The sequence below is a fragment of the Streptosporangium sp. NPDC049376 genome, assembly GCF_044466505.1.
Taxonomy (GTDB): Bacteria; Actinomycetota; Actinomycetes; order Streptosporangiales; family Streptosporangiaceae; genus Streptosporangium.
The window spans coordinates 108696-131306 of record NZ_JBITMT010000004.1 but is presented as its reverse complement, the minus strand read 5'-3'; the positions used below and the strand labels follow the sequence as shown (position 1 = coordinate 131306).

The window sequence follows — 22611 nt, the reverse complement described above, 5'->3', positions numbered from 1 at the left end:
GACAGATTAGGGCCCGCCACCGACAGTTTCGCGAGGCCGGGACACCCTCACACGCAACCTTGGCAAGCCCCTCAAATGCGGCAGACCACCTGACCACTACGCTCAGAGGCATGTTCGACCGGCTCATCTGCCAATGTCCGCTCTGCGCCGCGCACGACGAGGAACTCGACGAGTTCGACCGCGGCACCGTACGGAGGGTCGAGCGGGACGGGTGGGCCGTGGTCATGGTCCCCGAGGACGAGGACGGCCCCGGGTGGGCGTTCACCGTCGGGCTGTGGCACACCTTCAGGTCGCCGGAGGCGGCCATGTTCGGGCTGGACGTCGAGGTGATGCGCCGCTGCCTGAACACCCTCGCCGACCGGGTCGCGGCCGGTCACCTGATGGCGGACGGCCAGGAGCGGGACGACGTCATCAGGAACTACCCGGTCGTCACGCGTACGGTCGACCACAGCTGGTACCGCTCGCTGTTCGGTGTGGCGCTGCGTTTCTACCGCAGGCCCCCGCTGTCCTTCATGGAGGTCGTCTGGCCGGACAGGGCGGGCCTGTTCCCCTGGGACGCCCAGGCGACGCCCCGGCTGCGTGACCTGCAGCCCTCGCTGTGGCTGCCCAGGGACGACCATCCCCCGGGGCCGTGGACGAAGCTCACGACCGGCTGAGGGACGCGCCCCGCGTGGTCAGGGCGAGTTCACCCGCCGGCTCCGAGCCCGGCACGGTCGTGCGCACCACCGGCGGCCCGGAGCCGGGCCTCGGCGTCGGCTCGGCCGGACGTTCGAGGCCGTCGGCGCGCTCTCGGCCGAGGATGGCGCCGGCCTGATCGCCTGTGCGACGAGCCGTCCCCGGCACGTCGACCTGCGGCGGATCGTCGTGCTGCCGGCCCGGCGGCCGTAAAGCTCCGGCTCCGCCCCGGCACGGCACGAGAAACACGGAAAACGCGCTATATTTCATGAATTTGCGAACACCAGAGCGACATGCAACTTTTGTGCGATTGTTGGTCCGGTGTTCACCTACGGGGAGGGGTCCGTGTCAAGGCCGACGGTCCGGGAGCGGTTACGGTACTGGTTCGACAACACCATGTCGCGGGGCACGGTGGCGTTGATCGGCTGGCTGGCCCTCATCTCGCTGGGGCTGATCGTGCTGGTCAGCCTGCTCAGCCTGTGGCTGACTCCCAAGGACGCCGCGCGCAACAGCGGTCTGCCCGGCATGCTGTGGGTCTCGCTGATGCGCACGCTGAGTCCCGGCAAGGTCGCCAGCGACACCGGAAGCATCCTGTTCGTCGCCCTGATGTTCATCGCCTCCATGGGTGGCCTGTTCATCGTCAGCGCCCTGGTCGGCGTGCTCTCCAACGGGCTCAAGACCAAGTTCGAGCAGCTGCGTGAGGGCAGGTCCCGGATCATCGAGAACGGCCACATCGTGGTCCTCGGCTGGTCCGAGCAGGTCTTCACGATCGTCACCGAGCTGATCCAGGCGCACGCGAGCGGCAGGGGGTCGGTCATCACGGTCCTCGCCGACCGGGACAAGTCCCGGATGGAGGACGAGATCCGCCGTCACGTGGGGGACCTCGGCAGGACCAAGCTGGTCTGCAGGACCGGGCGGCCGACCGAGCCCACCGACCTCGACCTGATGAACCTCGACGCCGCCCGCTCGGTGGTCGTCCTGTCCCCGCAGGGCGACGACCCGGACGCGCACGTCATCAAGACGCTGCTCGCGCTGGCCAAGCGGGCGGGTGACCACCCTCCCGTGGTCGCCGCGATCGCCCGCACCGCGAACATGGCCGCCGCCCGGCTCGCGGGCGGCCCCGACGTCCACCTGGTGGACTCCGACGACACCGCCTCCCGGCTCATCGTGCAGTCGTCCAGGCAGTCGGGCATGTCGGTCGTCTGCATGGACCTGCTCAACTTCGACGCCGGAGAGATCTACCTGCGCTCCGACCCCGACCTCACCGGCCTGACGTACGGCCAGGCGCTCCCGGCCTACCGGACGGCCACGGTCATCGGCCTTCGGGGCCCCGGCGGCGTCATGCTGAACCCGCCGGCGGACACGGTGATCACGGCGCGGGACGAGGTCATCGTGATCGCCCAGGACGACTCGCTGATCCACCTCGCCGAGGGCGGCGCCGAGGCCGACGAGGAGGCGATCGTCGAGGCCCCGCACGTCAGGCCCGGCCCCGAGCGGACGCTCGTGCTCAACTGGAACGGCAGGGGCCGCCAGGTCGTCCACTACCTCGACGGCTACGTGGCACCCGGTTCCGCGCTGGACATCGCCTCCGACCATCCGGACGCCGCGATCCCCTTCGAGGGGCTGGCCAACCTGACGGTCAACGCCAAGGAGTGCGAGACCACCGACCGCTACGCGCTCGAATCGCTGGGCCTGGGGGTCTACCAGCACGTGATCGTGCTCTCCGACGACCGCTACCCCGCCGAGCACGCCGACACCCGCACCCTGATGACGCTGTTGCAGCTGAGGGACATGCAGACCGCGCTCGGCGAGCGGTACTCGATCGTCAGCGAGATGCACGACGAGAACAACCGGAGCCTGGCCGAGGTCACCGAGGCCGACGACATCGTGATCAGCGACACGGTCATCGGCCTGCTGCTCGCCCAGCTCGCCGAGAACCGGCACCTGGCGGAGGTGTTCGGCTACCTCTTCGACTCCAGGGGGTCGGAGATCTACCCGCGCCCGGCGACCCGGTACGTCCGTAAGGACACGCCGGTCGGCTTCGCCACGGTGATCGAGTCGGCCAGACGCCGGGGTGAGACGGCGATCGGCTACCGGCTGGCGAAGCGGGCGAACGAGGCGCCGCACTTCGGCGTCGTCCTCAACCCCGACAAGTCCCGCCCGGTCACCCTCGGGGAGGGTGACTCGGTGATCGTCCTGGCCGAACGCTGAGGCGTCCCCGCCTGGCCGTGGCGTGGTTGAGCGTCCTGGCCGGGAGCCGAGGTCGTCCTCGGCTCCCCGTGGGCGCCCGGCGCCCGGCCAGGACCGCCGCCGTCATGGCCGGCGGCATGACGAGCGGGGAGAGGTGCGGAGGGGTCACGACGACCCCGCCGGTGATCCGATTCAGGCGAATCCAGTGGCCGTTCAGCGGCTTTCCCGAACTTATGGTCATAAAAGCTGATATGCGGAACGGGCACCGGGCCGCCGGGGAGATCGACGGTCAGGCAGTGATCATGAAGGCCAGGCCCAGCAGGACGACGACGGGGATCAGCCACACCACGGCTTCGACGGCGAACTCCTTGTACACGGTCAATTTCTCCCTTTAAGTCCCACTAAATCCATAAATCTGGCCATGCGAAGCATATGCGGTCCCACGGGTGGCCCCGCACCCGGCCCACGACGGCCACCTCCCGCAGCGGTCAGCTCCCCTTGGCCGAGGCGTCCTCAAGGGGCTCGTCGGGCGCCGACACACGCAGCCAGCGCGTGCCGTACGGCTCAAGCGTGAAGCCCACCCTCCCGTCGGGGGGCAGGTCGAGCGTGCCGTCGACCAGCAGGTCGGTCAGCATCTGCCCCTCGTCCAGGCCGTCCAGGACGAACTCGGCCCTCGCCTCGCGGTCGGCGAAGTTGTGGACGGCGACCACGGTGCCGCCCTCGGCGTCGGCCCGGTGGACCAGCACCGCCTCGTCCGCCGTCTCCAGGACCCGGTAGGCGCCCCAGGCCAGCTCCGGAGACTCCCGGTAACGCTCGATCAGCAGGGTGATCCAGCGCAGCAGCGAGTCGGGGTCGCGGCGCTGGGTCTCGACGTTGACCTCACGCGGGCCGTACGGCCCGGCCGGGGTGGAGACGGGGGTCCGCTCGGCGACGGGTGAGAACCCTCCCGAGGGCGTCCACTGCATGGGGACCCTGACCGCCATCCGGCCCTCCCCCTCCGGGTTCTCACCGAGGCCGATCTCCTCACCGTAGAAGAGCACCGGCGTGCCGGGCAGGGAGAACAGCACGCTGTAGGCCAGGGCGAGCCGCCGCCGGTCGCCGTCGAGCATCGGTGGCAGGCGCCGCCGTACCCCCCGGCCGAAGACCTGCATGTCCTTCTCGGGGGCGAAGGCGTCGAAGACCTCCTGGCGCTCGGCGTCGGTGAGCTTGTCCAGGGTCAGTTCGTCGTGGTTGCGGATGAAGGTGGCCCACTGGCAGTCCTTCGGCGGGGCGGGCCGTTCGCGCAGGGCCTCGGCCAGGGCGGCGGGACGACCCCGGGCCATCGACAGGTGCAGCCGCTGCATCCCGATGAAGTCGAAGCACATGGTGACCTCGTTGCCGTTGCCGTCACCGAAGTAGGCCATCAGGTCCGGGTAGGGCAGGTTGACCTCGCCCAGCAGGATCGCGCCGCCGTCGCGGCGGTTCATGAAGGCGCGCAGGTCCGCCAGGAAGGAGTGCGGGTCGCCGCCGGCCCCCTCGATCAGGAACGGCACCGCGTCGACCCGGAAGCCGGAGAGGCCCAGCTCCATCCAGAAGCCGAGGATGCGGGCGATCTCGTCGCGGACCTCGGGGTTGCCCACGTTCAGGTCGGGCTGGAAGCGGTAGAAGCTGTGCAGGTAGTACTGGCCACTCCCCTCGTCGAGTTCCCAGATGCTGTCCTCCTTGTCGGGGAAGACGATCGCCTTCGGGTCGAAAGGTCCTGGCTCGTCCCGCCAGACGTACCAGTCGCGCTTCGGCGAGTCCCGGCCCGACCTGGACTCCCGGAACCACGGGTGCTCGTCGGAGGTGTGGTTGACCACCAGGTCGGCGATCACCCGGATGCCCCGGTCCCTGGCGGTCCGCATGAACTCCACGAAGTCGCCGAGGGTGCCCAGGCGGGGGTCGACCGAGTAGAAGTCGGTGATGTCGTAGCCGTCGTCGCGGCCGGGGGTGGGGAAGAAGGGCATCAGCCAGATGCACGTCACCCCGAGACGGTCGAGATGGTCGATCTGCTGGGTGAGTCCCCTGAAGTCTCCGACGCCGTCGCCGTTGCCGTCCTTGTACGTCTCGACGTCGAGGCAGTAGACGACGGCGTTCTTCCACCACAGATCAGCAGTGTGGGTCAGTCGCATGCGCCCGCACTACCCGGGCTTTACCCGTTTATGGGGTATTAAGTAGTGATCGTTCCCCTTATGGCGCCGGTACGGCTACGGTGGAGGCCGGACTGTGGAGGGGACCATGCGGCAGCTCAGGCACGGCGCGCCCTTCGGGTGGCTGCTCAGCCTGCTGTTCCCGCTGCTCGTCGCGGCCGGTCCCGGCGCCTTCCCCTCCCCGGCTTCGCTCACCGGTACGGCCGCCGCCCCCCGGCACTTCGCGGTCATCGCGGAGCGGCGCCCGCTCTCCCAGGAGTCGTCGGCGGGAGAGCGCCCGCACCTCCCGGGGACCCTCACCTCCGCCCTGCTCTCGCTCCTGGCCGGACCGGCGGGAAGCGGCGGTCACCCGGCCGTCGTCCCGCAGGCGGACTTCACACCCGCCCTGCTGCCGACCGGGCCACGGCCCCGCGCCACGGGCGAGGCGCCCTTCCCACCCCCGGCACCGGGGACCGGCCCCGCCAGAGCCCCTCCGGCCACCTCCACAGGCGCCTGAGCGCCACCTGACCGCCCGGCCACACGCCGGGCGGACGACACCGTCCGGGACGTTCGGGACGGCGAAGCACCCCGGCATGTCCGGAGTGACGGCGCCGTCCGGCCCGTTCCCTGACGGTCGAACCGCCTGGGACGTCCCGGAACACCTTTCCGGGCTTCGCCGTACCCGCGAACGTCCCGGCGCGCCCGCGGATGCCCTGACGGCGCCCTGACCAGTGCCTTTGCCAGTGCCTTTGCTCATGCCCTGGTCATGCCTCAACGGCGCTCCGGCGCACCCGCGGGCCGTAACCCAAGGACTTCTTCCAAGCCTGTGGAGGCTTCCATGTCGCGTGCCCCCGTGGTGCGCGCGGTGACGGCGCTCGCCGTCATCGCCATCTCACTCTTCGTGGCGTTCACCATGACGCCACGCCTCGGTCTCGACCTGCGCGGCGGCACCCAGATCGTGCTGGAGACCAGGGACTCCCCGACTGCCAAGGCCGACGCCGAGGCCACCGACCGCACCCTTGAGGTGCTGCGGCGCAGGGCCGACGCGCTCGGTGTCGCGGACGCCCCGCTGTCGCGTTCCGGCGAGCGGCGCATCATCGTCGAACTGCCCGGTGTGCAGGACCCGGCCAGGGCCGCCGAGGTCATCGGCAAGACCGCGCAGCTGACCTTCCACGCCGTCGAGGGCGTGGCGGACGAGAAGACGACTCCCGGCAAGGGCCGGCTCGTCATCCCCGACGAGGACGGCGCCAAGCTGCTCGTCGGCCCCGCCAGGCTCACCGGGGACGGCGTCAGCGGCGCCGAGGCGGGGACGGACCCGCAGAGCGGCGGCGGCTGGTTCGTCACGCTGGACTTCCGCGACAAGGGCGGCGAGGAGTGGGCGAAGCTGACCGGCGAGGCCGCCTGCAACGCCCCCGGCGACCCCAAGCGCAGGGTCGCCATCGTGCTCGACGACAAGGTCCTCATCTCTCCGCAGGTCAACGAGGGCGTCGGCTGCCGGGTCGGACTGACGGGCGGTTCGACGCAGATCACCGGCTCCTTCAGCGTCGAGGAGGCGCAGGACCTGGCCGCGCTGATCAAGGGCGGTTCGCTGCCCGTGCCCGTCGAGATCGTCGAACAGCGGACCGTCGGCCCGACGCTCGGCGCCGCGGCCATCCTGGCCAGCGCCCAGGCCGCCGTCATCGGCGTGCTGCTCACCGCGCTGTTCATCGTGGTGACCTACCGCCTGGCGGGGGCGATCGCCACCATCGCCCTGCTCTGCTACGCGTTGATCTCCTACGCCGCGCTGGTCGCGCTCGGCGCCACGCTCACCCTGCCCGGTCTGGCGGGTTTCGTGCTCGCGATCGGCATGGCCGTCGACGCGAACGTGCTGGTCTTCGAGCGCGCCAGGGAGGAGTACGCCGTCAAGCCCCGGCTGCGGCCCGCGCTCGACAAGGGCTTCCGCAACGCGTGGAGCGCGGTCGCCGACTCCAACATCACGACGCTGCTGGCCGCCGGCCTGCTGTTCTTCCTGGCCTCGGGGCCGGTGCGGGGCTTCGGCGTCACGCTGGTCATCGGCGTCGTGGCCTCGCTGTTCACCGCGATGGTCGTCACCCGGGTGCTGGCCCAGTGGGCGGTGAACCTGTCCCCGGTCGCCAGGCGGCCCAAGCTGACCGGTCTGGCGGACGTCGGCCGGGTCCGCAGGTGGCTGACCGAGCGTCAGCCCGCCCTGATGCGCAGGCGGATGCCGTACTTCCTGGTCACCGCGGCGCTGATGGTCGCGGCGATCGGCGGGATCACGGTCAGGGGGCTGGACTTCGGCGTCGAGTTCACCGGCGGCAGGCTGATGGAGTACTCCACGACCAAGCCGCTGAGCGCCGACGCCGCCCGCGAACTGGTCTCCGAGGCCGGGTTCCCGAACGCGGTCGTGCAGTCCTCGGACGAGGGCGTCTCGGTGCGGACCGGCCGGATCGGCGAGGCCGAGCAGGCGCGCATCGAGACGGCGCTGGAAGGCGGGGGCGGTACGGTCACCAAGCAGCGTGACGAGCTCATCGGCCCCAGCCTGGGCGAGGAGCTGCGCAGGAACGCCATGATCGCGCTCGGTGTCGCGCTCGCCGCGCAGCTGGCCTATCTGGCCTTCCGGTTCCGCTGGACGTTCGGTCTGGCGACGGTGCTCTCCCTGGTCGTGGACGCCGCGGCCGTGATCGGCGCGTTCGCCTGGCTGGGCAAGCCGATCGACGGGGTCTTCCTGGCCTCGATGCTCACCGTGATCGGTTACTCGGTCAACGACAAGGTCGTGGTCTTCGACCGGGTCCGCGAACTGTGGGGGGCGCGGCGCAAGGCGCCGTTCGCCGAGGTGGTCAACACCGCCATCCTGCAGACCGTGCCCCGTACGGTGAACACGGGTCTCGGCGCGCTGTTCATCCTCGGCGCGCTGGCCGTGCTCGGGGGTGACTCGCTGACCGACTTCGCGGTCGCGCTGCTGATCGGCATCGTCGTCGGCACGCTGTCCTCGGCGCTGGTCGCGGCGCCGCTGGCGATCGAGTTCGAGCGGCGTGGCAAGGCGGCGCCGCCGCGTCCCAAGGCCACGCGGAGCCGTACGAGGGAGGGGTCGGGAGCGGTCCTCTGAGCCTTCTCAGGACGCCCGGGGCGGGGCCCGCGCCGAGGTTCGGCGGGCCCCTCCTCGGGGAGGGGACGGGCCGCTAATGTGCTGGGAATCCGGTTCCCCCCGACCTCTGGAAGGCAGACACACCGTGGCGGAAGACTACGCGACGACGTTCAGGATCATCGATGTGGACGGTGACGGCCTCATCTCGGCGCCCGAGCTCGCACGGCTGATGGAGGTGCTCGGTCAGCCGCTCACCCCTCAGGGGGCGGCCGAGGCCGTGGCCAGGATCGACCAGGACGGCGACGGCCTCATCTCCCTGGAGGAATTCGCCGGATATCTCGGCTGATTTCCCCCGTTTCTCCTCATCGAGGGCCGTGGGGGCCGTGACGGCCCCCCGCCCGGCCTTCCGCCATAGTCGCCGGACATTTACCACTTCAAGTGGATTTATCCACTAATACGCCGCCTGAATAGCTGAAATTCGGTGGTGCATCGGCGATATGGCAAAGCATTCGCTCCTGCCCTTGCGGGCTATTGACTCTCCATTCACGACCTAATAACTTAAAGTAGCCAATGAGCTTCATAATGTAGCGATGAGGTGAGGTTCAATGCGTCACACGGTCACGTCGTCCGCCCGCTCACGGCACGGCCCATGAGCACCGTGCCCCCGGAAACGCCCCCCTGAACGCCTTTTCCGAGCACCGTACGCACCACGAAAGACTCCCACACGCACACCCGGTTCAGCTTTCCAGCGTGAGCTGACCCCAATCCTGCGCAGCGGATCGGTCGTCCCCTCGCCGACCTCCCGCCGACTCACCGCGACAGCGCGGAGCCAGCCGGAGATTCCCAGGCATACGACCGATCGGTCTCCAGGGTCCTCCATCCGGCTTTCTCCGCAGGAGGTGAGACATGGCCGGAGGTCTCGCACGTGAAGTGATCCGGTCGATGCGACCGACGTTCCCCACGGCGCCCCGCCGGGAACGCCACGACCTGGTCAATCTGAGAGACAACGAGAATCCCTTCGGCGGACCGCACCGCCACTATCCCGACAACGGGAACGACGACCTGGTCGCCGCCTACACCCGCGCGCTCGACGTCGTCGAGCCCGTGCCCGACGGCCTCACCCGCCCCAGGTGGCGGTGGGGGCCGGAAAGCGTCCTGATCACACGAGGCGCGGCCGACGGCCTCGACCTGGTCTTCAGGACGTTCTTCGAACCCGCCTCGGACGCGGTCGCCGTGACCCCGCCCAGTTTCGCGCTCTTCGACGAACTGGCCACGGTCTACCGGATCGCCCGCCTGCCCGTCCCGTTACGGGGAGAGCGGCTCGACCGGCTCGACGTCGAGCGGCTCGCCTCACTCCCGGTCAAGGGCGTCATCCTGTGCGACCCGGGCAACCCGACCGGCACCTGCCTGGACCGGCGGGACGTCCTGGCGCTCCTTGGGTCCTTCCACGGCCTGGTCGTGATCGACGAGGCCTACGTCGAGTGCTCTGGGCGTGTGTCGTACCGGCACCTGATCCCCGAGCACCCCAACCTCGTGGTCGTGCGGTCGATGTCCAAGGCGCTCGGCCTCGCGGCTCTGCGTCTCGGCGCCGTGTTCGCCCATCCCGACCTGCTCACGGCGCTGCGCAAGACGCGGCTGCCGTACGCCCTGCCGGGACCGGTGGCGGCGCGGGCCGTCGCCGAGCTGTCACGGCCGACGCGGCTGCGCGAACGGATCGCGGCGTTCACCGGGGAGCGCGACCGGCTGGCGGCCGGGCTCGCCGGATGCCCGGGAGTCGGGCGCGTCTTCGCCGAGGCGGGCTTCGTCACGGTCGAGGGGGAACACGCCCTCGCCGACGAACTCTGGCGGGCCGGCTTCGACACGCTGCCCGAGCCGATGGGCTGGCCTGGGCACGTGCGCGTCTCCGTGGGACGGCCCATGGACAACACCCGGCTGCTCGCCGTACTCAAGGGGACCGCCGGTACGGCGCAGGAGCCCTCGGTCGGTGTGAGGAAAACGACGTTCCGCATGGCACGCGGCGGGATCGCCGCGATCCGGGGGAGAGGACTCCAGGCATGAGCACCGAGACGACCACGGCGCTGTCCGTGACGACCGTCGCCCGCCACGACATCCGCGCCATCACCTCGGTCAAGATCGACGGCGACGTCCACCAGCTCGGCCAGCAACGCGACTTCCGCCGCAACGACGCCCTGGCCGCTTTCCTGCCCGAGGCGGGCAGACCGTCCTTCGCCTGGGTACGGCTGCGCGACGGGGAGAGCCTGGCCGTGCACCGGCATCCGACCAAGTCCATGATCCTGGTCTGCAGCGGCTCGGTGCTGCTGCTCGGCTCCGACGAACGCGAACTGTCCGAGGGGGACGTCGTGTGTGTGCCTCCGGAGAGCGACCACGGTTTCCGCACCCGTCCCGGTGAGGAGTTCCACGGTCTGTCCGTGCAGTTCGAGGGGGCCGGTCTCTACGAGGACGGGCACACGCCGAGAGCGAGCTTCGGCGGCTCCGGGGAGGCGCTGGCCGAGCTCGAACGCCTGAACGAGACGCTGCTCCTGCGCCACCGGGGCAACGCGCTGTTCACCCTGTTCGACAGCGGCAGGCTGACCAGGGAACCGGTGCTTCGGGCGCGTTTCCTGGCCGCTCTCTACGTGTGGGCGACCTACTTCCAGCGGATGCTCCACGCCCGCCAGGCCACCTGCTCCGAGGAGCGCCTGCGCGCGGAGTACGGCGAGCACCTGCGCGAGGAACTCGGTCACGACCGCCTGCTGCTCGAACAGTACGACGCGGGCACCGACGTCTACGACCCGATCCTCGAAGCGGCGGGAAGCTGGTTCGTCGCCCAGATGTACCAGATGGACGAGGCCCAGCGGATCGTGCTCGTGCACATGGTCGTCGAGTCGAGCGGCCACCTGTTCGGTCTCACCACCTCGGAGATCTTCCAGGAGGAGGGCGGCTACTTCGCCCTGCACGCCCAGGCGGACGACGACCACAGGAACGTCGGCAGGGCCCACCTGACGGCCCTGCCCCCCTCGGCCTTTCCCGCGCTCGCCGAGACCTGCAGGCGGGCGTGGGACCAGATGGACCTGGTCCACGAGCGCATCGCCGCCTGGACCCTGAAGGACGGATGATGATAGCCGCGACCGGGGGGCGTGTTCCCGCCCCCCACACCAGTACGGCCTCGCCGTACGTCTCCTGCGCCCCGCCCGGCGCCCGACATCCGGTGACCGTGATGTCCGAACGGATCGTGGACGTCTTCGCCGACCTGGGCTACCGGGTCGCCGACGGGCCCGAGGTGGAGGCCGAGTGGTTCGCCTTCGACGCCCTCAACATGGACAAGGGCCACTTCGCCCGCGACCGGGACCACACCTTCTACGTCGCCGACCCGTCGGACAACGGACGCGGCTGTGGCCTGGTGCTGCGGGGACACACCTCCCCGGTGCAGATCAGGCGCATGCTCTCCTCCCCTCCGCCGATCCGGATGATCTGCACCGGGCGTGTCTTCCGCCCCGACCCGCCCGACGCCACCCACAGCCCGGTCTTCACCCAGGCCGAGGGGCTGGTCGTGGACCGCGGCCTGACCATGGCCGACCTGGCGGGCACGCTCGACCACTTCGCGTCGGCGGTGTTCGGCCACGGCGTGGTGACCAGGCTGCGGCCCCACTGGTTCGCCTACACCGAGCCGTCCGCCGAGATCGACGTGGTGTGCGCCGTCTGCCGCGGCGTTCCCGAACGGGCGTGCCGTACCTGCTCGGGAGCGGGATGGGTCGAGTGGGGCGGCTGCGGGATGGTCCACCCCAGGGTGCTGGCGACCTGCGGTGTCGACCCGGCCGAGTACGGCGGATTCGCCTTCGGCGTGGGTGTGGAGCGCACGTTGATGCTCAAACACGGCCTCGACGACATCCGCGCCCTCGGTGAGACGCCGCTGCCCGAGGAGCCGCCCGGTCCGCCCCGCCCCGGAACCGTCAGGCGGGCGGCCGGGAGGGCGCTGGCCTCGGCCGGATACGTCGAGACCGTGACCTCCCCCTTCGTCGGAACCGCCGCCTGGGACGCCCTCGGCCTGGCCGCCGACGACCCGCGCAGACGCACCCTCACGCTCGTCAACCCGCTCGACGCCGGCGAACCCGAGCTGCGCACCACGCTGCTGCCCGGCCTGCTGGGCGCGTTGCGCCGGGACGTCGCACGCGGCCGGACGAACCTCGGCCTGTTCGAGCAGGGCACGGTCTTCACCTCCCCGGTCCTCATGGCTCGGGCGCCCCGCGTGCCCACCGGGGCGCGGCCCGGCGAGGCCGACCTGCGGGCGCTGCGGGACCTCGTCCCCGCGCAGCCGTACCACCTGGCGGCCGCGCTGGCGGGAGAACCCCGCTGGGCTGAGCTGGTCGACGCGGCCCGCACGGTCGCGGGCGCCTCAGGAGACGGCCTGCGGCTGACCACCCGGGAGGGAGGTCCTCCGCCGTGGCTGCCCGGACGCTGTGTCGCGCTGCTCGCGGGTCCGACCGTGCTCGGCCACGCCGGGCAGCTGAGTCCCGACACGGTCGGCGCCATGGACCTGCCGCCGGGAACCAGCGCCATGGAGCTCGACCTCGACATCCTCGAACGCCTCACGACCCCGAACAGCGACGATCTCAGAGAAGGTGAAAGACCGTGACCCCGGAAGAACTCGCTCACGCCTACCTTGACGGGCTCGAACGCGGCGACCTCGACGCCGTGCTCGGCCTGTACCAGGAGGGAGGGATCGTCCACTCCCCCCTGTACGGCCCCATGCCCGCGGCGGAGTTCTACCCCGCGCTGTTCGCCGACACGGGCCGCGCCAAACTGCTGCTGCTCGGCACGACACAGGGCAGGACCGTCACCGGAGCCCCGCTGGTGACCATCTGGTTCCGCTTCGACTGGACCCTGCCCTCGGGGCAGCCGGCGAACTTCGAGTGCGTCGACGTCCTCGAACTGGCCGACGACGGGCGCGTCACGGCGCTGCACATCATCTACGACACGGTGACGGCCAGACCCGCCTTCGAGGCGGAGAAGGGCGTGGGCAGCTCCTGGCGCCCGGTCTTCTGACCGGCCCCAGGGCGCTCCTCCGTTCGGTGGAAACACGAAACCCCAGTCCCACGGTTCGGGTCGTGGGCTGGGGTTTCCGCGTTCGGCCTGGGAAGGTCAGGCGATCGTCAGGTAGACCTGGCTGAAGGTTTCGGCGACCTTCTTGAGGTCGGTCGCCGTGTCCACCTCGGGGGTCGCCGGGGTGTAGACGGCGGCCATGCGACGCTGGATCGGGGCGAGCTTCTTCAACTCGTCCCAGGCGGTCAGCCGGGTGACGGTGCCCTTGGCGTCCTGGACCCGGGTCCAGACGTTCACCTGCTGGGCGGAGCCGTCCAGGACGGGCTTGGAGACCCTGGCCGCGATCTGCTCCGCGGTGACCTGGCCGACCAGGCCGGTCTCCTCGGCGGCGACCTGGCCCAGGGCGTCCCAGGCGCGGGCGCGGACCTGGATCCACTGGTTGGCCTGGGCCTGCTCCGGGGTGATCTTCCAGGCGGTGTAGCCGCCGTAGGTCAGGCCGTTGTCGAGGGAGAGCTGGTCGACCCGGCCGGAGATCAGGTGCGACTCGACCCGCTCGGGGGCCAGCAGCGGGTAGCGCTTGCGCATCTCGGTCTTGCAGGCCTCGTCACCGCCGCAGGCCAGCTCGGGGACGACCGTGTGGACGCCGAGACGCTTGCCCGGCGCGGCCTGGCGCAGCGCGGCGGAGGCGGCCGTGACGAAGGCCAGCACCTCGTCGTCGGTCTTGAAGGTCGAGTTGTAGCCGAGCTGGGAGCTGAACCGGATTCCGGCGACCTCGGGGCGGGCGGCCAGGGCGGCGACCCGCTTGACGGCGGCGGAGAAGTTCTGCGCCCCCGCCTTCCAGTCGTCGGCCAGCTCGGTGTCGATCCAGACGCGCAGGCCGGTGCCCTTGGCGGTGGTGATCACCTGGCCGACGGGACCCTGCGCGGCGGCGGTGACCTCCTGCGGGGTCGGGACCGTGGCGGCCGCCTGCTGGGCGGTCTGGGCCGTGGCGTTCTGGGCGGTGTTCGCCTGGCCGGTGGGCTTGAGGCCGCTGCTCTGCTCGGGCGCGCTCTGCGTGCCGTCGCCGCCCTCCTGGTAGCCGCCGACCGCGCACTCCTGGCCCGCCTCGCACTCGGGCGCGCCGTCGGCGTCCGCGCCCTCGGGGAGCGGGGTGTTCTCGTCGCCCACGGTGCCGTCGCCCTCAAGCTGGGGGCAGGAGCTTCCCGGGGCCGAGCAGTCGATGAACTGGCCGTCGGTGGCGGTGGCGGACTTGAGGTTGGCGTTGTCGTTCGCGCTCCAGAACTTCACGATGTCGTATGCCTCGTCCGGCTTGGCCAGCCAGCGGCACACGATGAAGGCGGGGGCGTCGTCACCCATCAGATCGTTGCAGCTGCGATCGTCGTCCTGTGAGAAGGCCGCCGCAGCCGGCGCCAGCGCTCCGATGACCGCGACGGCCGCGCCGACGGCAAGAGTCCGTCGCAGGTTGATTCGCATGTCCCGAACTCCCGGTGATCCAGTCAAAACGATCGTTTCGCACCCTATACAGATCTCTGATCCCTCAACAGGCTTAGTCAGGAAATAGCCAGAAACCCGCCATATCCCAGTCAGCTCAGCTTGGCCATACCGAAATGCCATACCGACGGTCCCGTACGGCGGAGGCCGCGCGGACATCACATTGGGACACCACGGATAATCGGGGCATGTTCCCAGCCCTGTGGACGCCCTGATGGCCGCGGAGTCCTCGCAGACCCTTGAGCGCGGTCTGCGCCTGCTGCGCCTGCTCTCCGACGGCAGGCCCGGCCGGACCCCGACCGAGCTGGCCGCGGAGCTGGGGCTGAGCCGCCCGGCGGTCTACCGCCTGCTCACCACCCTGCAGAAAGAGGGGTTCGTCAGGCGGGACGGTGAGGGCCGTCTCCATCTGGGCTTCGGCGTCCTCGTCCTGGCCAGGGCCGTACAGCCGTTGCTGCGTGAGGGCGCCCTGCCCGCCCTGCGGCGGCTCGCCGAGGAGGTCGGGGCGACCGCGCACCTCACGGTCGCCGAGGGGGAGGACGGGCTGGCCGTCGCGGTCGTCGAACCGTCGTGGACGGACATGCACGTCGCCTACCGCGAGGGGTCGCGTCACCCGCTGTCCAAGGGGGCCGCAGGACTGGCCGTGCTCGCCCTGCGCGAAGGCCGTACGGGCCATGTGGTCACCGAGGGGCACCTCCAGGAGGGGGCCAGGGGCATCGCGGCGCCCGTGCCCGGATTGCCGTGGCTTGAGGCGTCGGTCGGCGTGGTCTCCTTCACCCCGCTGGACCCCGAGGTCGTCGGCCCCCGGGTGGCCGCCTCGGCCGTCGAACTGTCCCGGGCCCTGGCCTGACCCCGGCCTACATGGTGTTGACGATCAGGCCGATGTGGGTGAAGTAGTTCAGCGCCCCGAACAGGGTGAAGGCGATTCCGGCCACCCCCCAGCACACCCCGACGACGGTCGTGAGCCCTCCCCCCTTGGCCCGCAGCGCCAGCGGGAAGAGCACCGCGCCCAGGCCGACCAGGACGTAGAGGCCGGAGATGAACGTCGCCTCAAGCAACGGCATGTCGGCGAAGGCCCCGGAGATGGGCTCCTGGGGCGGGGCGGCGAACAGGGTGTAGGTCCATCCGGCCGCCGCGATGCCGAAGCACCCGAGCCCCATGCCCGCGACGAACAGGGAGACGGGGCCCGCCGTACGGGCGAGCAGGGCGGGGCGGTCCAGCGCGGCGGCCAGCAACACGCCCTTGCGCCACAGGTAGAAGGCCGCGAACAACAGCAGCGCCCCGAAGGCCAGTGCGGGCTCCCCGAAGACGATGTTGTCGAAGGGGAAGCCCTGCCCGGCGAGCGGCCAGGTGAGCGTCATGTGCAGGCCGGTCGTCGTGAGGATCAGGCCGAGCACCCCGAAGGCCAGCGCCCAGCCCTCGAAGTGGTCGTTGATCCTGCCGCGCAGCACCTTGTGCCCGAGTGCGACCACCAGGACCAGCCCCACACCCGCCGCGACCGCCATGATCGTGTTGTAGGTGGGCATCCTGGCCCAGTCGATCTTCAGTCCAGGGGCCGCCCCCGCTATCCACATAAGGAACCATTTCCCTATGTAGTCACACCAAAACGGTCAGTAATCTCACGAGGTGCTGTGGACCGTGTAGAGCCGGGCGACCATCTCGTTGAGCAACTCGCGTTCGGCCGGGTCGAGGGGCGAGAGGAAGTCGGTCTCCACCTCGGTCATCCGCGTCACGGCCTCCTCGACGGCCTGTCTGCCCTCCTCGGTCAGCAGGACGAGCTGTTTGCGCCGGTCGGCCGCGCTGCGGGCCCGCCGGGCGTAGCCGAGCCGCTCCAGCTTGTCGATCACCGCGACCATCGTCGTGCGGTCGAGGCCGGACAGTCCGCACAGGTCACGCTGTGACGCCTCCCGGTCGTTGGCGAGGCTCATCACCCGCAGTTCCTTGCCCGTTATCCCCCACCGCCGCAGTTCGTCCTCGACCCGGTCGCGGACGAGACCGCCCAGGCGCAGGAGCAGGTAACCGGTCGCCGAGGAGATCCGCCGCTCCGCGCTCCACGTGCTCACCCGCCCAACCTACGGCCTGGGTCCGCCACGGCGTACAGGACCTCGCGCAGGCCGGGGACGTCCTCCCGGTCGGCGCGCCAGACGAGCCGCAGCGCCAGCGGGGTGGTTTCGACGGCGAGCCGTACGAGGGTGCCCTCGTCGAGCTGGGCGGAGACCGCGAAGTCGGGCAGCAGGGTGACGCCGAGACCGCGTTCGGCCCAGGCGCGCATGACGGAGACCCCGCCCGCCCTGACCCGGCGCATGTCCTGCCCGAACAGGCGCTCCCCGGCCAGCCAGAACGAGCAGGCGGGCACGTTGACCAGCAGGTCCTGGCCGCGCAGGTCCCCTCTGGTCACCTCTCGCCTCCCGGAGAGCGGGTGCCCCGGGGCGGCGACGAGCACGAGCCGTACGGTCTCCAGGTCGAGGAAGTCCAGCGGCGCCGACGGCAGGCCGAAGCCGAGCCCGCCGAGCCCCTCCCCCGCGTCCAGCAGCAGCGCCGCGTCCAGGTCGCCCTCGGCGACGTCGGCCAGCAGCCGGTCCCTGGCGGCGTCGGAGCTCACCTCGACCCGCAGTTCGGGGCGCCGCACGGCCAGCCGGGTGAGGATCGCGGGCACGTGGGTCGCGGCGATGGTCTCCAGCGCGCCCAGACGCAGCTCCCGCCCGCCTCCGGCGACGTCGAGTCTGGCCTGTTCGGCCTGGTCGAGGAGTCGCCGCGCCCACGACCGCATGCGCTCACCGGCCGGGGTCAGGCCCATCCCCCTGGGGCCGCGTTCGAACAGCGCCACTCCCAGGGACCTCTCCAGCACGCGGATCTGCGCCGAGACTGAGGAGGGCGCGTTGCCGAGCGCGTTGGCGGCGTCGGTGACGGTCCCGTGCCTGGCGACCGCCTCGAAGACCTGTAACTGGCGAAGCTCCATGTCGGGCGAACCCCCGGCGAGCGTTCGGATATTCCGAACGGAGCCTGCGTTCTCTCCGGTGGAGCCGTACGGCCCGGCCCACGACAGTGACCCGCATGACCATCGGTTCCACCAGGCGTTCCCTGGCGTTGTTCGGCATCTCCCTCGGCTACTTCACGGTCCTGCTCGACATGACCGTGCTCTCGGTGGCCGAACCTGATCTGGCACGCTCGCTCGGCGGCTCGGTCGCGGGCCTGCAGTGGGCCGTGTCGGGCTACACCGTCGTGTTCGGCGCCCTGTTGCTGTCCGCGGGGGCGATCAGCGACAGGTTCGGCGCGCACCGGGTCTTCCGGGCGGGCGTCGCCTTCTTCGGGGTCGGCTCGCTGCTGAGCGCGCTGTCACCCGACCTGTGGACGCTGGTGGCGGCGCGGGCGCTGCTCGGCGCCGCGGCGGCGGCCTGCGTGCCCGCCTCCATGGCGATGATCAGCACGCTCTACCCGGTTCCCGCAGAACGCGCCAGGGCACTGTCGGTGTGGGCGGCCGTCAGCGGGGCCGCGCTTGCCGCCGGGCCGATCGCCGGAGGGCTGCTGGTCGGCCTGTCCGGCTGGCGGGCCGTGTTCCTGATCAACGTCCCGCTGGCGGCGGCCGTACTGGCGCTGACGGCGGGGCGCGCGGTGCGCTGCCCGCGCGGCGACCGCGGGATCGGCTGGCCCGCCCAACTCGCGGTCTGCGTGGCCCTCGGGCTGGGCACCGACGCGCTCATCGCGCTCGGCTCGGGCGAGCCGGTCCACGCGCTGGGGTCCGGTGCCGCCGCCGTCGCCGCCGGGGTGGCCTTCGTGGCGCTTGAGAGGCGCGGCACCGAGCCGGTCCTGGCGCCCGCCGTACTGCGGGCCCCCGGTATGACGCCCGCGCTGCTGGCCGGTGCTGCGGTCAACTTCACGATGGCCGGGGTGTTGTTCGTGCTGCCGTTGCTCTTCCAGCGGACCCTGGAGCTGTCCCCGCTCGAAACCGGGGTGGCCTTCCTGCCGATGACGCTGCCGTTCGCCGTCAACCCGCTGGTCACCGGCAGGATCGTCGCCAGGTCGGGGCCGCGCGGGCCGGTGACCGCAGGCCTGGCCCTGCTGACCGCAGGCGGTGTGATCTTCGCGGTCGCGGTCACGACCGGGTCGGCCTACCCGCTCCTGGTCGCCGGTCTGCTCTGCACCGGTTTCGGGGTCTCCTTCGCGCTGCCCGCGCTGGTCACCACGGTCGTCGCGGCGGCCCCCACCGGTATGGCAGGCACCGCGGGCGGCCTGCTCAACGCGGCCAGGCAGGTCGGCGCCACCCTCGGTGTCGCCGTGATGGGCGCCCTGCTCACCCCGGCCCCCGCCGGCACGGCCCGCGCCCTCCTGGTGCCCGCCCTGCTCTGCGCGGTCGCCGCGCTCACCCTCGGGCGTTCACGGACGCCCGTCCTCAGGTGAGAGGAACTCCAGGCGGTTGCCGTGCGGGTCGGCGCTGTGGAAGCGGCGCATCCCCGGGAAGTCGTCGGCGAAGTCGACCGGGTAACCGGCCTCGCCCAGGCGCCGGGCCCAGTGGTCGAGGTCCTCGACCATGAGGCCGGGGTGCGCCTTGCGGGCCGGGCGGAAGTCGGCCTCGACGCCCAGGTGGAGTTCGATGCCGTGCCCCCTGAACCAGCATCCGCCACGGGCCGCGAGGAGAGGAGGCTTGGGGATCTCGGTCAGGCCGAGCACCCCCTCGTAGAAGTCGCGGGACAGTTGCTCGCTCCCGGGAGGACAGGCGAGCTGCACGTGGTGAATCATCACAACCCCTAAGTATCTCGATATCAAGATACTTCACCTCGACACGGGAGTCCATGTTTGACATCGGCTCACTCGTTGACGGAAGGTTGTACGTATAAAGGACAACAATGTCCGATAAACGGACGAGCTTGGAGAAGCGGATGCCGTACTACCGCGTCGTGGGTGAGATTCCCCGCAAGCGACACGTGCAGTTCCGGCGGCCCGACGGCGGGCTGTACGCCGAGGAGCTGATGGGTGAGGAGGGCTTCTCCAGCGACTCCTCACTTCTCTACCACCGGTACCTGCCCACGGCGATCATCAAGGCGGAGGCGGTCGAGGCCTCCCCCTCCGCCACGCTCACCCCCAACCTTCCGCTCTCCCCCAGGCACTTCCGCACCCAGGACCTCCCGACCGGCGGTGACCTGGTCTCCGGGCGCGGCCTGCTGGCGGGCAACGCCGACGTCCGCATGTCGTACGCCGCGACCGAGGCCCCCAGCGAGCTGTACCGCAACTCCATGGGCGACGAGTGCGTCTACATCGCCTCAGGACGGGTCACGTTCGAGTCCACCTACGGCGCGCTCGAAGCCGGGGAGGGCGACTACGTCGTCGTGCCGACCGGGACGATCCACCGCTGGGTCCCCCAGGGTCGCGTCACGGCCTTCGTCATCGAGGCCGCCGGGCACATCAGGCCGCCCAAGCGCTACCTGTCGAAGTACGGCCAGTTCCTCGAACACGCCCCCTACTCCGAGCGCGACCTGCGCACCCCGCAGGAGCCGATGCTCGCCGAGGGCGAGGAGGTCCCGGTGCTGGTCCGCACGCGCGGCGGGCTGACCCGGCTCGTCTACCGCAACCACCCCTTCGACGTGGTCGGCTGGGACGGCTGCCTGTACCCCTACGCCTTCAACATCAGCGACTTCGAACCCGTCGTGAAGCGCACCCACGCCCCGCCGCCGGTGCACCAGACCTTCGAGGGACCGAACTTCGTGGTCTGCTCGTTCTGCCCCCGGCCCCTCGACTTCCACCCCGAGGCCATCCCGATCCCCTACAACCACCACAACGTGGACTCCGACGAGCTGATGTTCTACGCGGGCGGCGACTACACCGCGCGCAAGGGCTCGGGCATCGACGTCGGCTCGATCTCGCTGCACCCCGCCGGGTTCACCCACGGCCCCCAGCCCGGCGCCGTCGAGGCCTCCGTCGAGGCCGTACGGCAGGGCCACACGCAGACGAGCGAACTGGCCGTGATGGTGGACACCTTCCGGCCCCTCGACCTCGGCTCGACCGGCCTGTCCGTCGAGGACCCCGCCTACGCCTGGACGTGGGCCCGGTGACGCTCTTCGACGCCCTGGTCGACGACGCCGGGCTCTTCCCGCCGACCGCGCTGCCCATGGCCAGGGCCCTGGCCAGGCACCGGGCGGACCTCGCGGCGGGCAGCCCGGTGCTGACCCACCGTTTCCTGTGCGCGGCCAGCCGGATCGGCGAGCTGCGCGAGCACCTGGACCACCCGATCAGGCTCGGTCTCGTCCTGGACACCCCCGACCTGCCGCCGCTCGACGGTCTCGACGTCGAGCTGGTCGAGGTCCCCGGGAGGGTTGTGGACCTCGGTGACCTCAAGGCCCGGCTGTTCGTCGAGGTCACCCCGGCCCAGCTGCCCTTCGACCCGCCACAGGGGGTGGGGCTCAAGGTCAGGTGTGGCGGGACGGTCGCCACCGCCTTCCCCTCCGCCCAGGATCTGGGCGCGTTCATCTCCCACTGCGTCGAACGCGGCATCCCGTTCAAGGCCACGGCCGGACTGCACAACGCGGTGCGCCACTTCGACCCGGCGCTCGGCGTCGACCGGCACGGCTTCCTCAACCTGGTCCTGGCGGTCTGCGCCGCCGTCGACGGCCGTGACCCGGCCGCCGTGCTGGGCTCGACGGACGTGGGCGAGCTGGTACGGCTGGCCCGCGAGGTCTCCGAGGACGTCGCGACCCGCGCCAGGCAGCTGCTGGTCTCCTACGGTTCGTGCAGCACGAGCACGCCGATCGAGGACCTGCGAGCCTTGGGGCTCATCGAGAACGCAGTAGAGGAGAACGTGTGATGTCCTGGGGTGTCGAACACCTGCCCTACGGGGTCTTCTCCCGGCACGAGGGGGAGACCCCGCGCGTCGGAGTGCGCTACGGCGAGCACGTCGTGGATCTCGCCGGAGTCCTGCACGACGAGGTGTTCGCCACCGGCTCGCTCAACGCCTTCATGGCCAGGGGCTCGGCCGCGTGGCGGGACACCAGGACGGTGCTCCAGAACAAGCTGCGCACCGACCCCGGCGCCGTCGAGACGCACCTGGTCCCGCTCGACCAGGTCAGGCTGCACCTGCCGTTCGAGGTGGCCGACTACGTCGACTTCTACTGCTCCCTCGAACACGCCTCCAACCTGGGCCGGATGTTCCGGCCGAACGAGGAGCCGCTGAAGCCGAACTGGCGCCACCTGCCCGTCGGCTACCACGGCAGGGCGGGAACCGTCGTCGTCTCCGGCACCCCGGTCGTCAGGCCGTCGGGACAGCGTGGCGCGGGGGTGTTCGGGCCGTCGGCGAAGCTGGACATCGAGGCGGAGCTGGGGTTCGTCGTCGGCACGCCGACCGCCCTCGGCGAGCGGTCGGGCCGGTTCGCCGACCACGTCTTCGGGGTGACGCTGGTCAACGACTGGAGCGCCAGGGACATCCAGGCCTGGGAGTACGTCCCGCTCGGCCCCTTCCTCGGCAAGTCCTTCGCCACCTCGATCTCCCCGTGGATCACGCCGCTGGACGCGCTGTCGGAGGCGCGGACCCCCGGTGCCGCGCAGGATCCCGAGCCCCTTGACTACCTGCGCAGGGACGAGCCGTGGGGGCTGGACCTGACGCTGGAGGTCACGCTGAACGGGGAGGTCGTCTCGCGACCGCCGTACCGGGGGATGTACTGGACGCCCGACCAGATGCTCGCCCACATGACGGTCAACGGCGCGAGCCTGCGCACCGGCGACCTGTACGCCAGCGGCACGGTTTCCGGCGCCGACCCCGACCAGCGGGGATCGCTGATCGAGCTGACCTGGAACGGCACGGAACCGCTCAAGCTGCCCGACGGCTCGTCGAAGACCTTCCTTGAGGACGGCGACACGGTCACGATCACCGCGACGGCCCCCGGCCCCGGCGGCACCGTGATCACCCTCGGCGAGGTCTCCGGCACCGTCCTGCCCGCCCGCTGAGTCGCTCCTGGTTCGAGGGACGGGTCAGCGGATCCGTCCCTCGAACCACACCGG

20 protein-coding genes are annotated in these 22611 nt (G+C 70.9%); 14 read left to right on the top strand and 6 right to left on the bottom strand.

What is annotated here, in order from left to right; genetic code table 11:
- Positions 1–110 precede the first annotated feature (110 nt).
- Both ACIBVQ_RS13520 and ACIBVQ_RS13515 read left to right on the top strand, forming a co-directional pair.
- A complete protein-coding gene (locus ACIBVQ_RS13520) occupies positions 111–656 on the top strand; it encodes a DUF4262 domain-containing protein (protein ID WP_352014233.1) in 546 nt (181 codons plus the stop codon).
- A 364-nt stretch (positions 657–1020) separates the two neighbouring features.
- Complete coding sequence (locus ACIBVQ_RS13515) at positions 1021–2886, top strand: potassium transporter TrkA (RefSeq protein ID WP_399177605.1); 1866 nt, start codon at positions 1021–1023, stop codon at positions 2884–2886.
- A 467-nt stretch (positions 2887–3353) separates the two neighbouring features.
- Here ACIBVQ_RS13515 and ACIBVQ_RS13510 read toward each other — a convergent pair whose 3' ends face one another.
- Entirely contained in the window at positions 3354–5015 is a 1662-nt protein-coding gene (locus ACIBVQ_RS13510) for an alpha-amylase family protein (RefSeq protein WP_399177603.1), read from the bottom strand.
- A gap of 106 nt (positions 5016–5121) precedes the next feature.
- Here ACIBVQ_RS13510 and ACIBVQ_RS13505 point away from each other — a divergent pair, with 106 nt between their 5' ends.
- The 7 genes from ACIBVQ_RS13505 to ACIBVQ_RS13475 all read left to right on the top strand — a co-directional run bounded on the left by ACIBVQ_RS13505 (position 5122) and on the right by ACIBVQ_RS13475 (position 13140).
- On the top strand, positions 5122–5529 hold the full coding sequence (locus ACIBVQ_RS13505) for a hypothetical protein (protein ID WP_399177601.1): 408 nt from the start codon (positions 5122–5124) through the stop codon (positions 5527–5529).
- A gap of 321 nt (positions 5530–5850) precedes the next feature.
- Entirely contained in the window at positions 5851–8118 is a 2268-nt protein-coding gene (secD, locus tag ACIBVQ_RS13500) for a protein translocase subunit SecD (protein WP_399177599.1), read from the top strand.
- Between the two features lie 124 nt (positions 8119–8242).
- Entirely contained in the window at positions 8243–8443 is a 201-nt protein-coding gene (locus ACIBVQ_RS13495) for an EF-hand domain-containing protein (protein WP_352014239.1), read from the top strand.
- Between the two features lie 596 nt (positions 8444–9039).
- Complete coding sequence (locus ACIBVQ_RS13490) at positions 9040–10155, top strand: aminotransferase class I/II-fold pyridoxal phosphate-dependent enzyme (RefSeq protein ID WP_399177597.1); 1116 nt, start codon at positions 9040–9042, stop codon at positions 10153–10155.
- The gene (locus ACIBVQ_RS13485) at positions 10152–11213 is read left to right on the top strand and encodes a cupin domain-containing protein (protein WP_399177595.1); all 1062 of its coding nucleotides are present in this window, start codon (positions 10152–10154) and stop codon (positions 11211–11213) included. Before ACIBVQ_RS13490 ends, ACIBVQ_RS13485 begins: the two co-directional genes overlap by 4 nt.
- Positions 11210–12730 (top strand): hypothetical protein, encoded by a 1521-nt coding sequence (locus ACIBVQ_RS13480; protein ID WP_399177593.1) that lies wholly within the window; start codon positions 11210–11212, stop codon positions 12728–12730. Before ACIBVQ_RS13485 ends, ACIBVQ_RS13480 begins: the two co-directional genes overlap by 4 nt.
- Positions 12727–13140 carry a nuclear transport factor 2 family protein gene (locus tag ACIBVQ_RS13475; RefSeq protein ID WP_352014243.1) on the top strand — a complete coding sequence of 138 codons (414 nt, stop codon included), beginning with the start codon at positions 12727–12729 and terminating at the stop codon, positions 13138–13140. Before ACIBVQ_RS13480 ends, ACIBVQ_RS13475 begins: the two co-directional genes overlap by 4 nt.
- A 96-nt stretch (positions 13141–13236) precedes the next feature.
- Here ACIBVQ_RS13475 and ACIBVQ_RS13470 read toward each other — a convergent pair whose 3' ends face one another.
- Positions 13237–14610 carry a hypothetical protein gene (locus tag ACIBVQ_RS13470; RefSeq protein ID WP_399177590.1) on the bottom strand — a complete coding sequence of 458 codons (1374 nt, stop codon included), beginning with the start codon at positions 14608–14610 and terminating at the stop codon, positions 13237–13239.
- A 232-nt stretch (positions 14611–14842) separates the two neighbouring features.
- Here ACIBVQ_RS13470 and ACIBVQ_RS13465 point away from each other — a divergent pair, with 232 nt between their 5' ends.
- On the top strand, positions 14843–15475 hold the full coding sequence (locus tag ACIBVQ_RS13465) for an IclR family transcriptional regulator (protein ID WP_399177587.1): 633 nt from the start codon (positions 14843–14845) through the stop codon (positions 15473–15475).
- Positions 15476–15482: 7 nt separating this feature from the next.
- Here the strand turns inward: ACIBVQ_RS13465 and ACIBVQ_RS13460 are convergent, their stop codons facing one another.
- The 3 genes from ACIBVQ_RS13460 to ACIBVQ_RS13450 are packed head-to-tail and all read right to left on the bottom strand — an operon-like array spanning position 15483 to position 17584.
- The gene (locus ACIBVQ_RS13460; RefSeq protein WP_352014246.1) at positions 15483–16199 is read right to left on the bottom strand and encodes a DUF981 family protein; all 717 of its coding nucleotides are present in this window, start codon (positions 16197–16199) and stop codon (positions 15483–15485) included.
- Between the two features lie 45 nt (positions 16200–16244).
- On the bottom strand, positions 16245–16688 hold the full coding sequence (locus ACIBVQ_RS13455) for a MarR family winged helix-turn-helix transcriptional regulator (RefSeq protein ID WP_399177584.1): 444 nt from the start codon (positions 16686–16688) through the stop codon (positions 16245–16247).
- Entirely contained in the window at positions 16685–17584 is a 900-nt protein-coding gene (locus ACIBVQ_RS13450) for a LysR family transcriptional regulator (protein ID WP_362917646.1), read from the bottom strand. The genes ACIBVQ_RS13455 and ACIBVQ_RS13450 overlap by 4 nt, the downstream gene beginning before the upstream one ends.
- 95 nt (positions 17585–17679) lie before the next feature.
- Here ACIBVQ_RS13450 and ACIBVQ_RS13445 point away from each other — a divergent pair, with 95 nt between their 5' ends.
- Positions 17680–19023 carry an MFS transporter gene (locus ACIBVQ_RS13445; protein ID WP_399177582.1) on the top strand — a complete coding sequence of 448 codons (1344 nt, stop codon included), beginning with the start codon at positions 17680–17682 and terminating at the stop codon, positions 19021–19023.
- Here the strand turns inward: ACIBVQ_RS13445 and ACIBVQ_RS13440 are convergent.
- Positions 19000–19362 (bottom strand): VOC family protein, encoded by a 363-nt coding sequence (locus tag ACIBVQ_RS13440; RefSeq protein WP_362917642.1) that lies wholly within the window; start codon positions 19360–19362, stop codon positions 19000–19002. The genes ACIBVQ_RS13445 and ACIBVQ_RS13440 overlap by 24 nt on opposite strands.
- Positions 19363–19502: 140 nt before the next feature.
- On the opposite strand from ACIBVQ_RS13440, the gene ACIBVQ_RS13435 reads away from it, so the two are divergent.
- From ACIBVQ_RS13435 to fahA, 3 genes are read left to right on the top strand one after another with little or no spacing between them, the layout of a single operon-like run.
- On the top strand, positions 19503–20672 hold the full coding sequence (locus ACIBVQ_RS13435; protein WP_352014251.1) for a homogentisate 1,2-dioxygenase: 1170 nt from the start codon (positions 19503–19505) through the stop codon (positions 20670–20672).
- A complete protein-coding gene (locus ACIBVQ_RS13430; RefSeq protein WP_352014252.1) occupies positions 20669–21421 on the top strand; it encodes a hypothetical protein in 753 nt (250 codons plus the stop codon). Before ACIBVQ_RS13435 ends, ACIBVQ_RS13430 begins: the two co-directional genes overlap by 4 nt.
- Positions 21421–22557, top strand: coding sequence for a fumarylacetoacetase (gene fahA / locus ACIBVQ_RS13425; RefSeq protein ID WP_399177579.1), 1137 nt, complete (start codon positions 21421–21423; stop codon positions 22555–22557). The genes ACIBVQ_RS13430 and fahA overlap by 1 nt, the downstream gene beginning before the upstream one ends.
- Positions 22558–22611 lie beyond the last annotated feature (54 nt).

Excerpts from the sequence above, each read along its gene's own strand:
- ACIBVQ_RS13520 (WP_352014233.1), top strand. The coding sequence starts at position 111 with ATGTTCGACCGGCTCATCTGCCAATGTCCGCTCTGCGCCGCGCACGAC.
- ACIBVQ_RS13510 (WP_399177603.1), bottom strand. The coding sequence starts at position 5,015 with ATGCGACTGACCCACACTGCTGATCTGTGGTGGAAGAACGCCGTCGTC.
- ACIBVQ_RS13505 (WP_399177601.1), top strand. The coding sequence starts at position 5,122 with ATGCGGCAGCTCAGGCACGGCGCGCCCTTCGGGTGGCTGCTCAGCCTG.
- secD (WP_399177599.1), top strand. The coding sequence starts at position 5,851 with ATGTCGCGTGCCCCCGTGGTGCGCGCGGTGACGGCGCTCGCCGTCATC.
- ACIBVQ_RS13490 (WP_399177597.1), top strand. The coding sequence starts at position 9,040 with ATGCGACCGACGTTCCCCACGGCGCCCCGCCGGGAACGCCACGACCTG.
- ACIBVQ_RS13485 (WP_399177595.1), top strand. The coding sequence starts at position 10,152 with ATGAGCACCGAGACGACCACGGCGCTGTCCGTGACGACCGTCGCCCGC.
- ACIBVQ_RS13480 (WP_399177593.1), top strand. The coding sequence starts at position 11,210 with ATGATGATAGCCGCGACCGGGGGGCGTGTTCCCGCCCCCCACACCAGT.
- ACIBVQ_RS13470 (WP_399177590.1), bottom strand. The coding sequence starts at position 14,610 with ATGCGAATCAACCTGCGACGGACTCTTGCCGTCGGCGCGGCCGTCGCG.
- ACIBVQ_RS13465 (WP_399177587.1), top strand. The coding sequence starts at position 14,843 with ATGGCCGCGGAGTCCTCGCAGACCCTTGAGCGCGGTCTGCGCCTGCTG.
- ACIBVQ_RS13460 (WP_352014246.1), bottom strand. The coding sequence starts at position 16,199 with ATGTGGATAGCGGGGGCGGCCCCTGGACTGAAGATCGACTGGGCCAGG.
- ACIBVQ_RS13450 (WP_362917646.1), bottom strand. The coding sequence starts at position 17,584 with ATGGAGCTTCGCCAGTTACAGGTCTTCGAGGCGGTCGCCAGGCACGGG.
- ACIBVQ_RS13445 (WP_399177582.1), top strand. The coding sequence starts at position 17,680 with ATGACCATCGGTTCCACCAGGCGTTCCCTGGCGTTGTTCGGCATCTCC.
- ACIBVQ_RS13440 (WP_362917642.1), bottom strand. The coding sequence starts at position 19,362 with ATGATTCACCACGTGCAGCTCGCCTGTCCTCCCGGGAGCGAGCAACTG.
- ACIBVQ_RS13435 (WP_352014251.1), top strand. The coding sequence starts at position 19,503 with ATGCCGTACTACCGCGTCGTGGGTGAGATTCCCCGCAAGCGACACGTG.
- fahA (WP_399177579.1), top strand. The coding sequence starts at position 21,421 with ATGTCCTGGGGTGTCGAACACCTGCCCTACGGGGTCTTCTCCCGGCAC.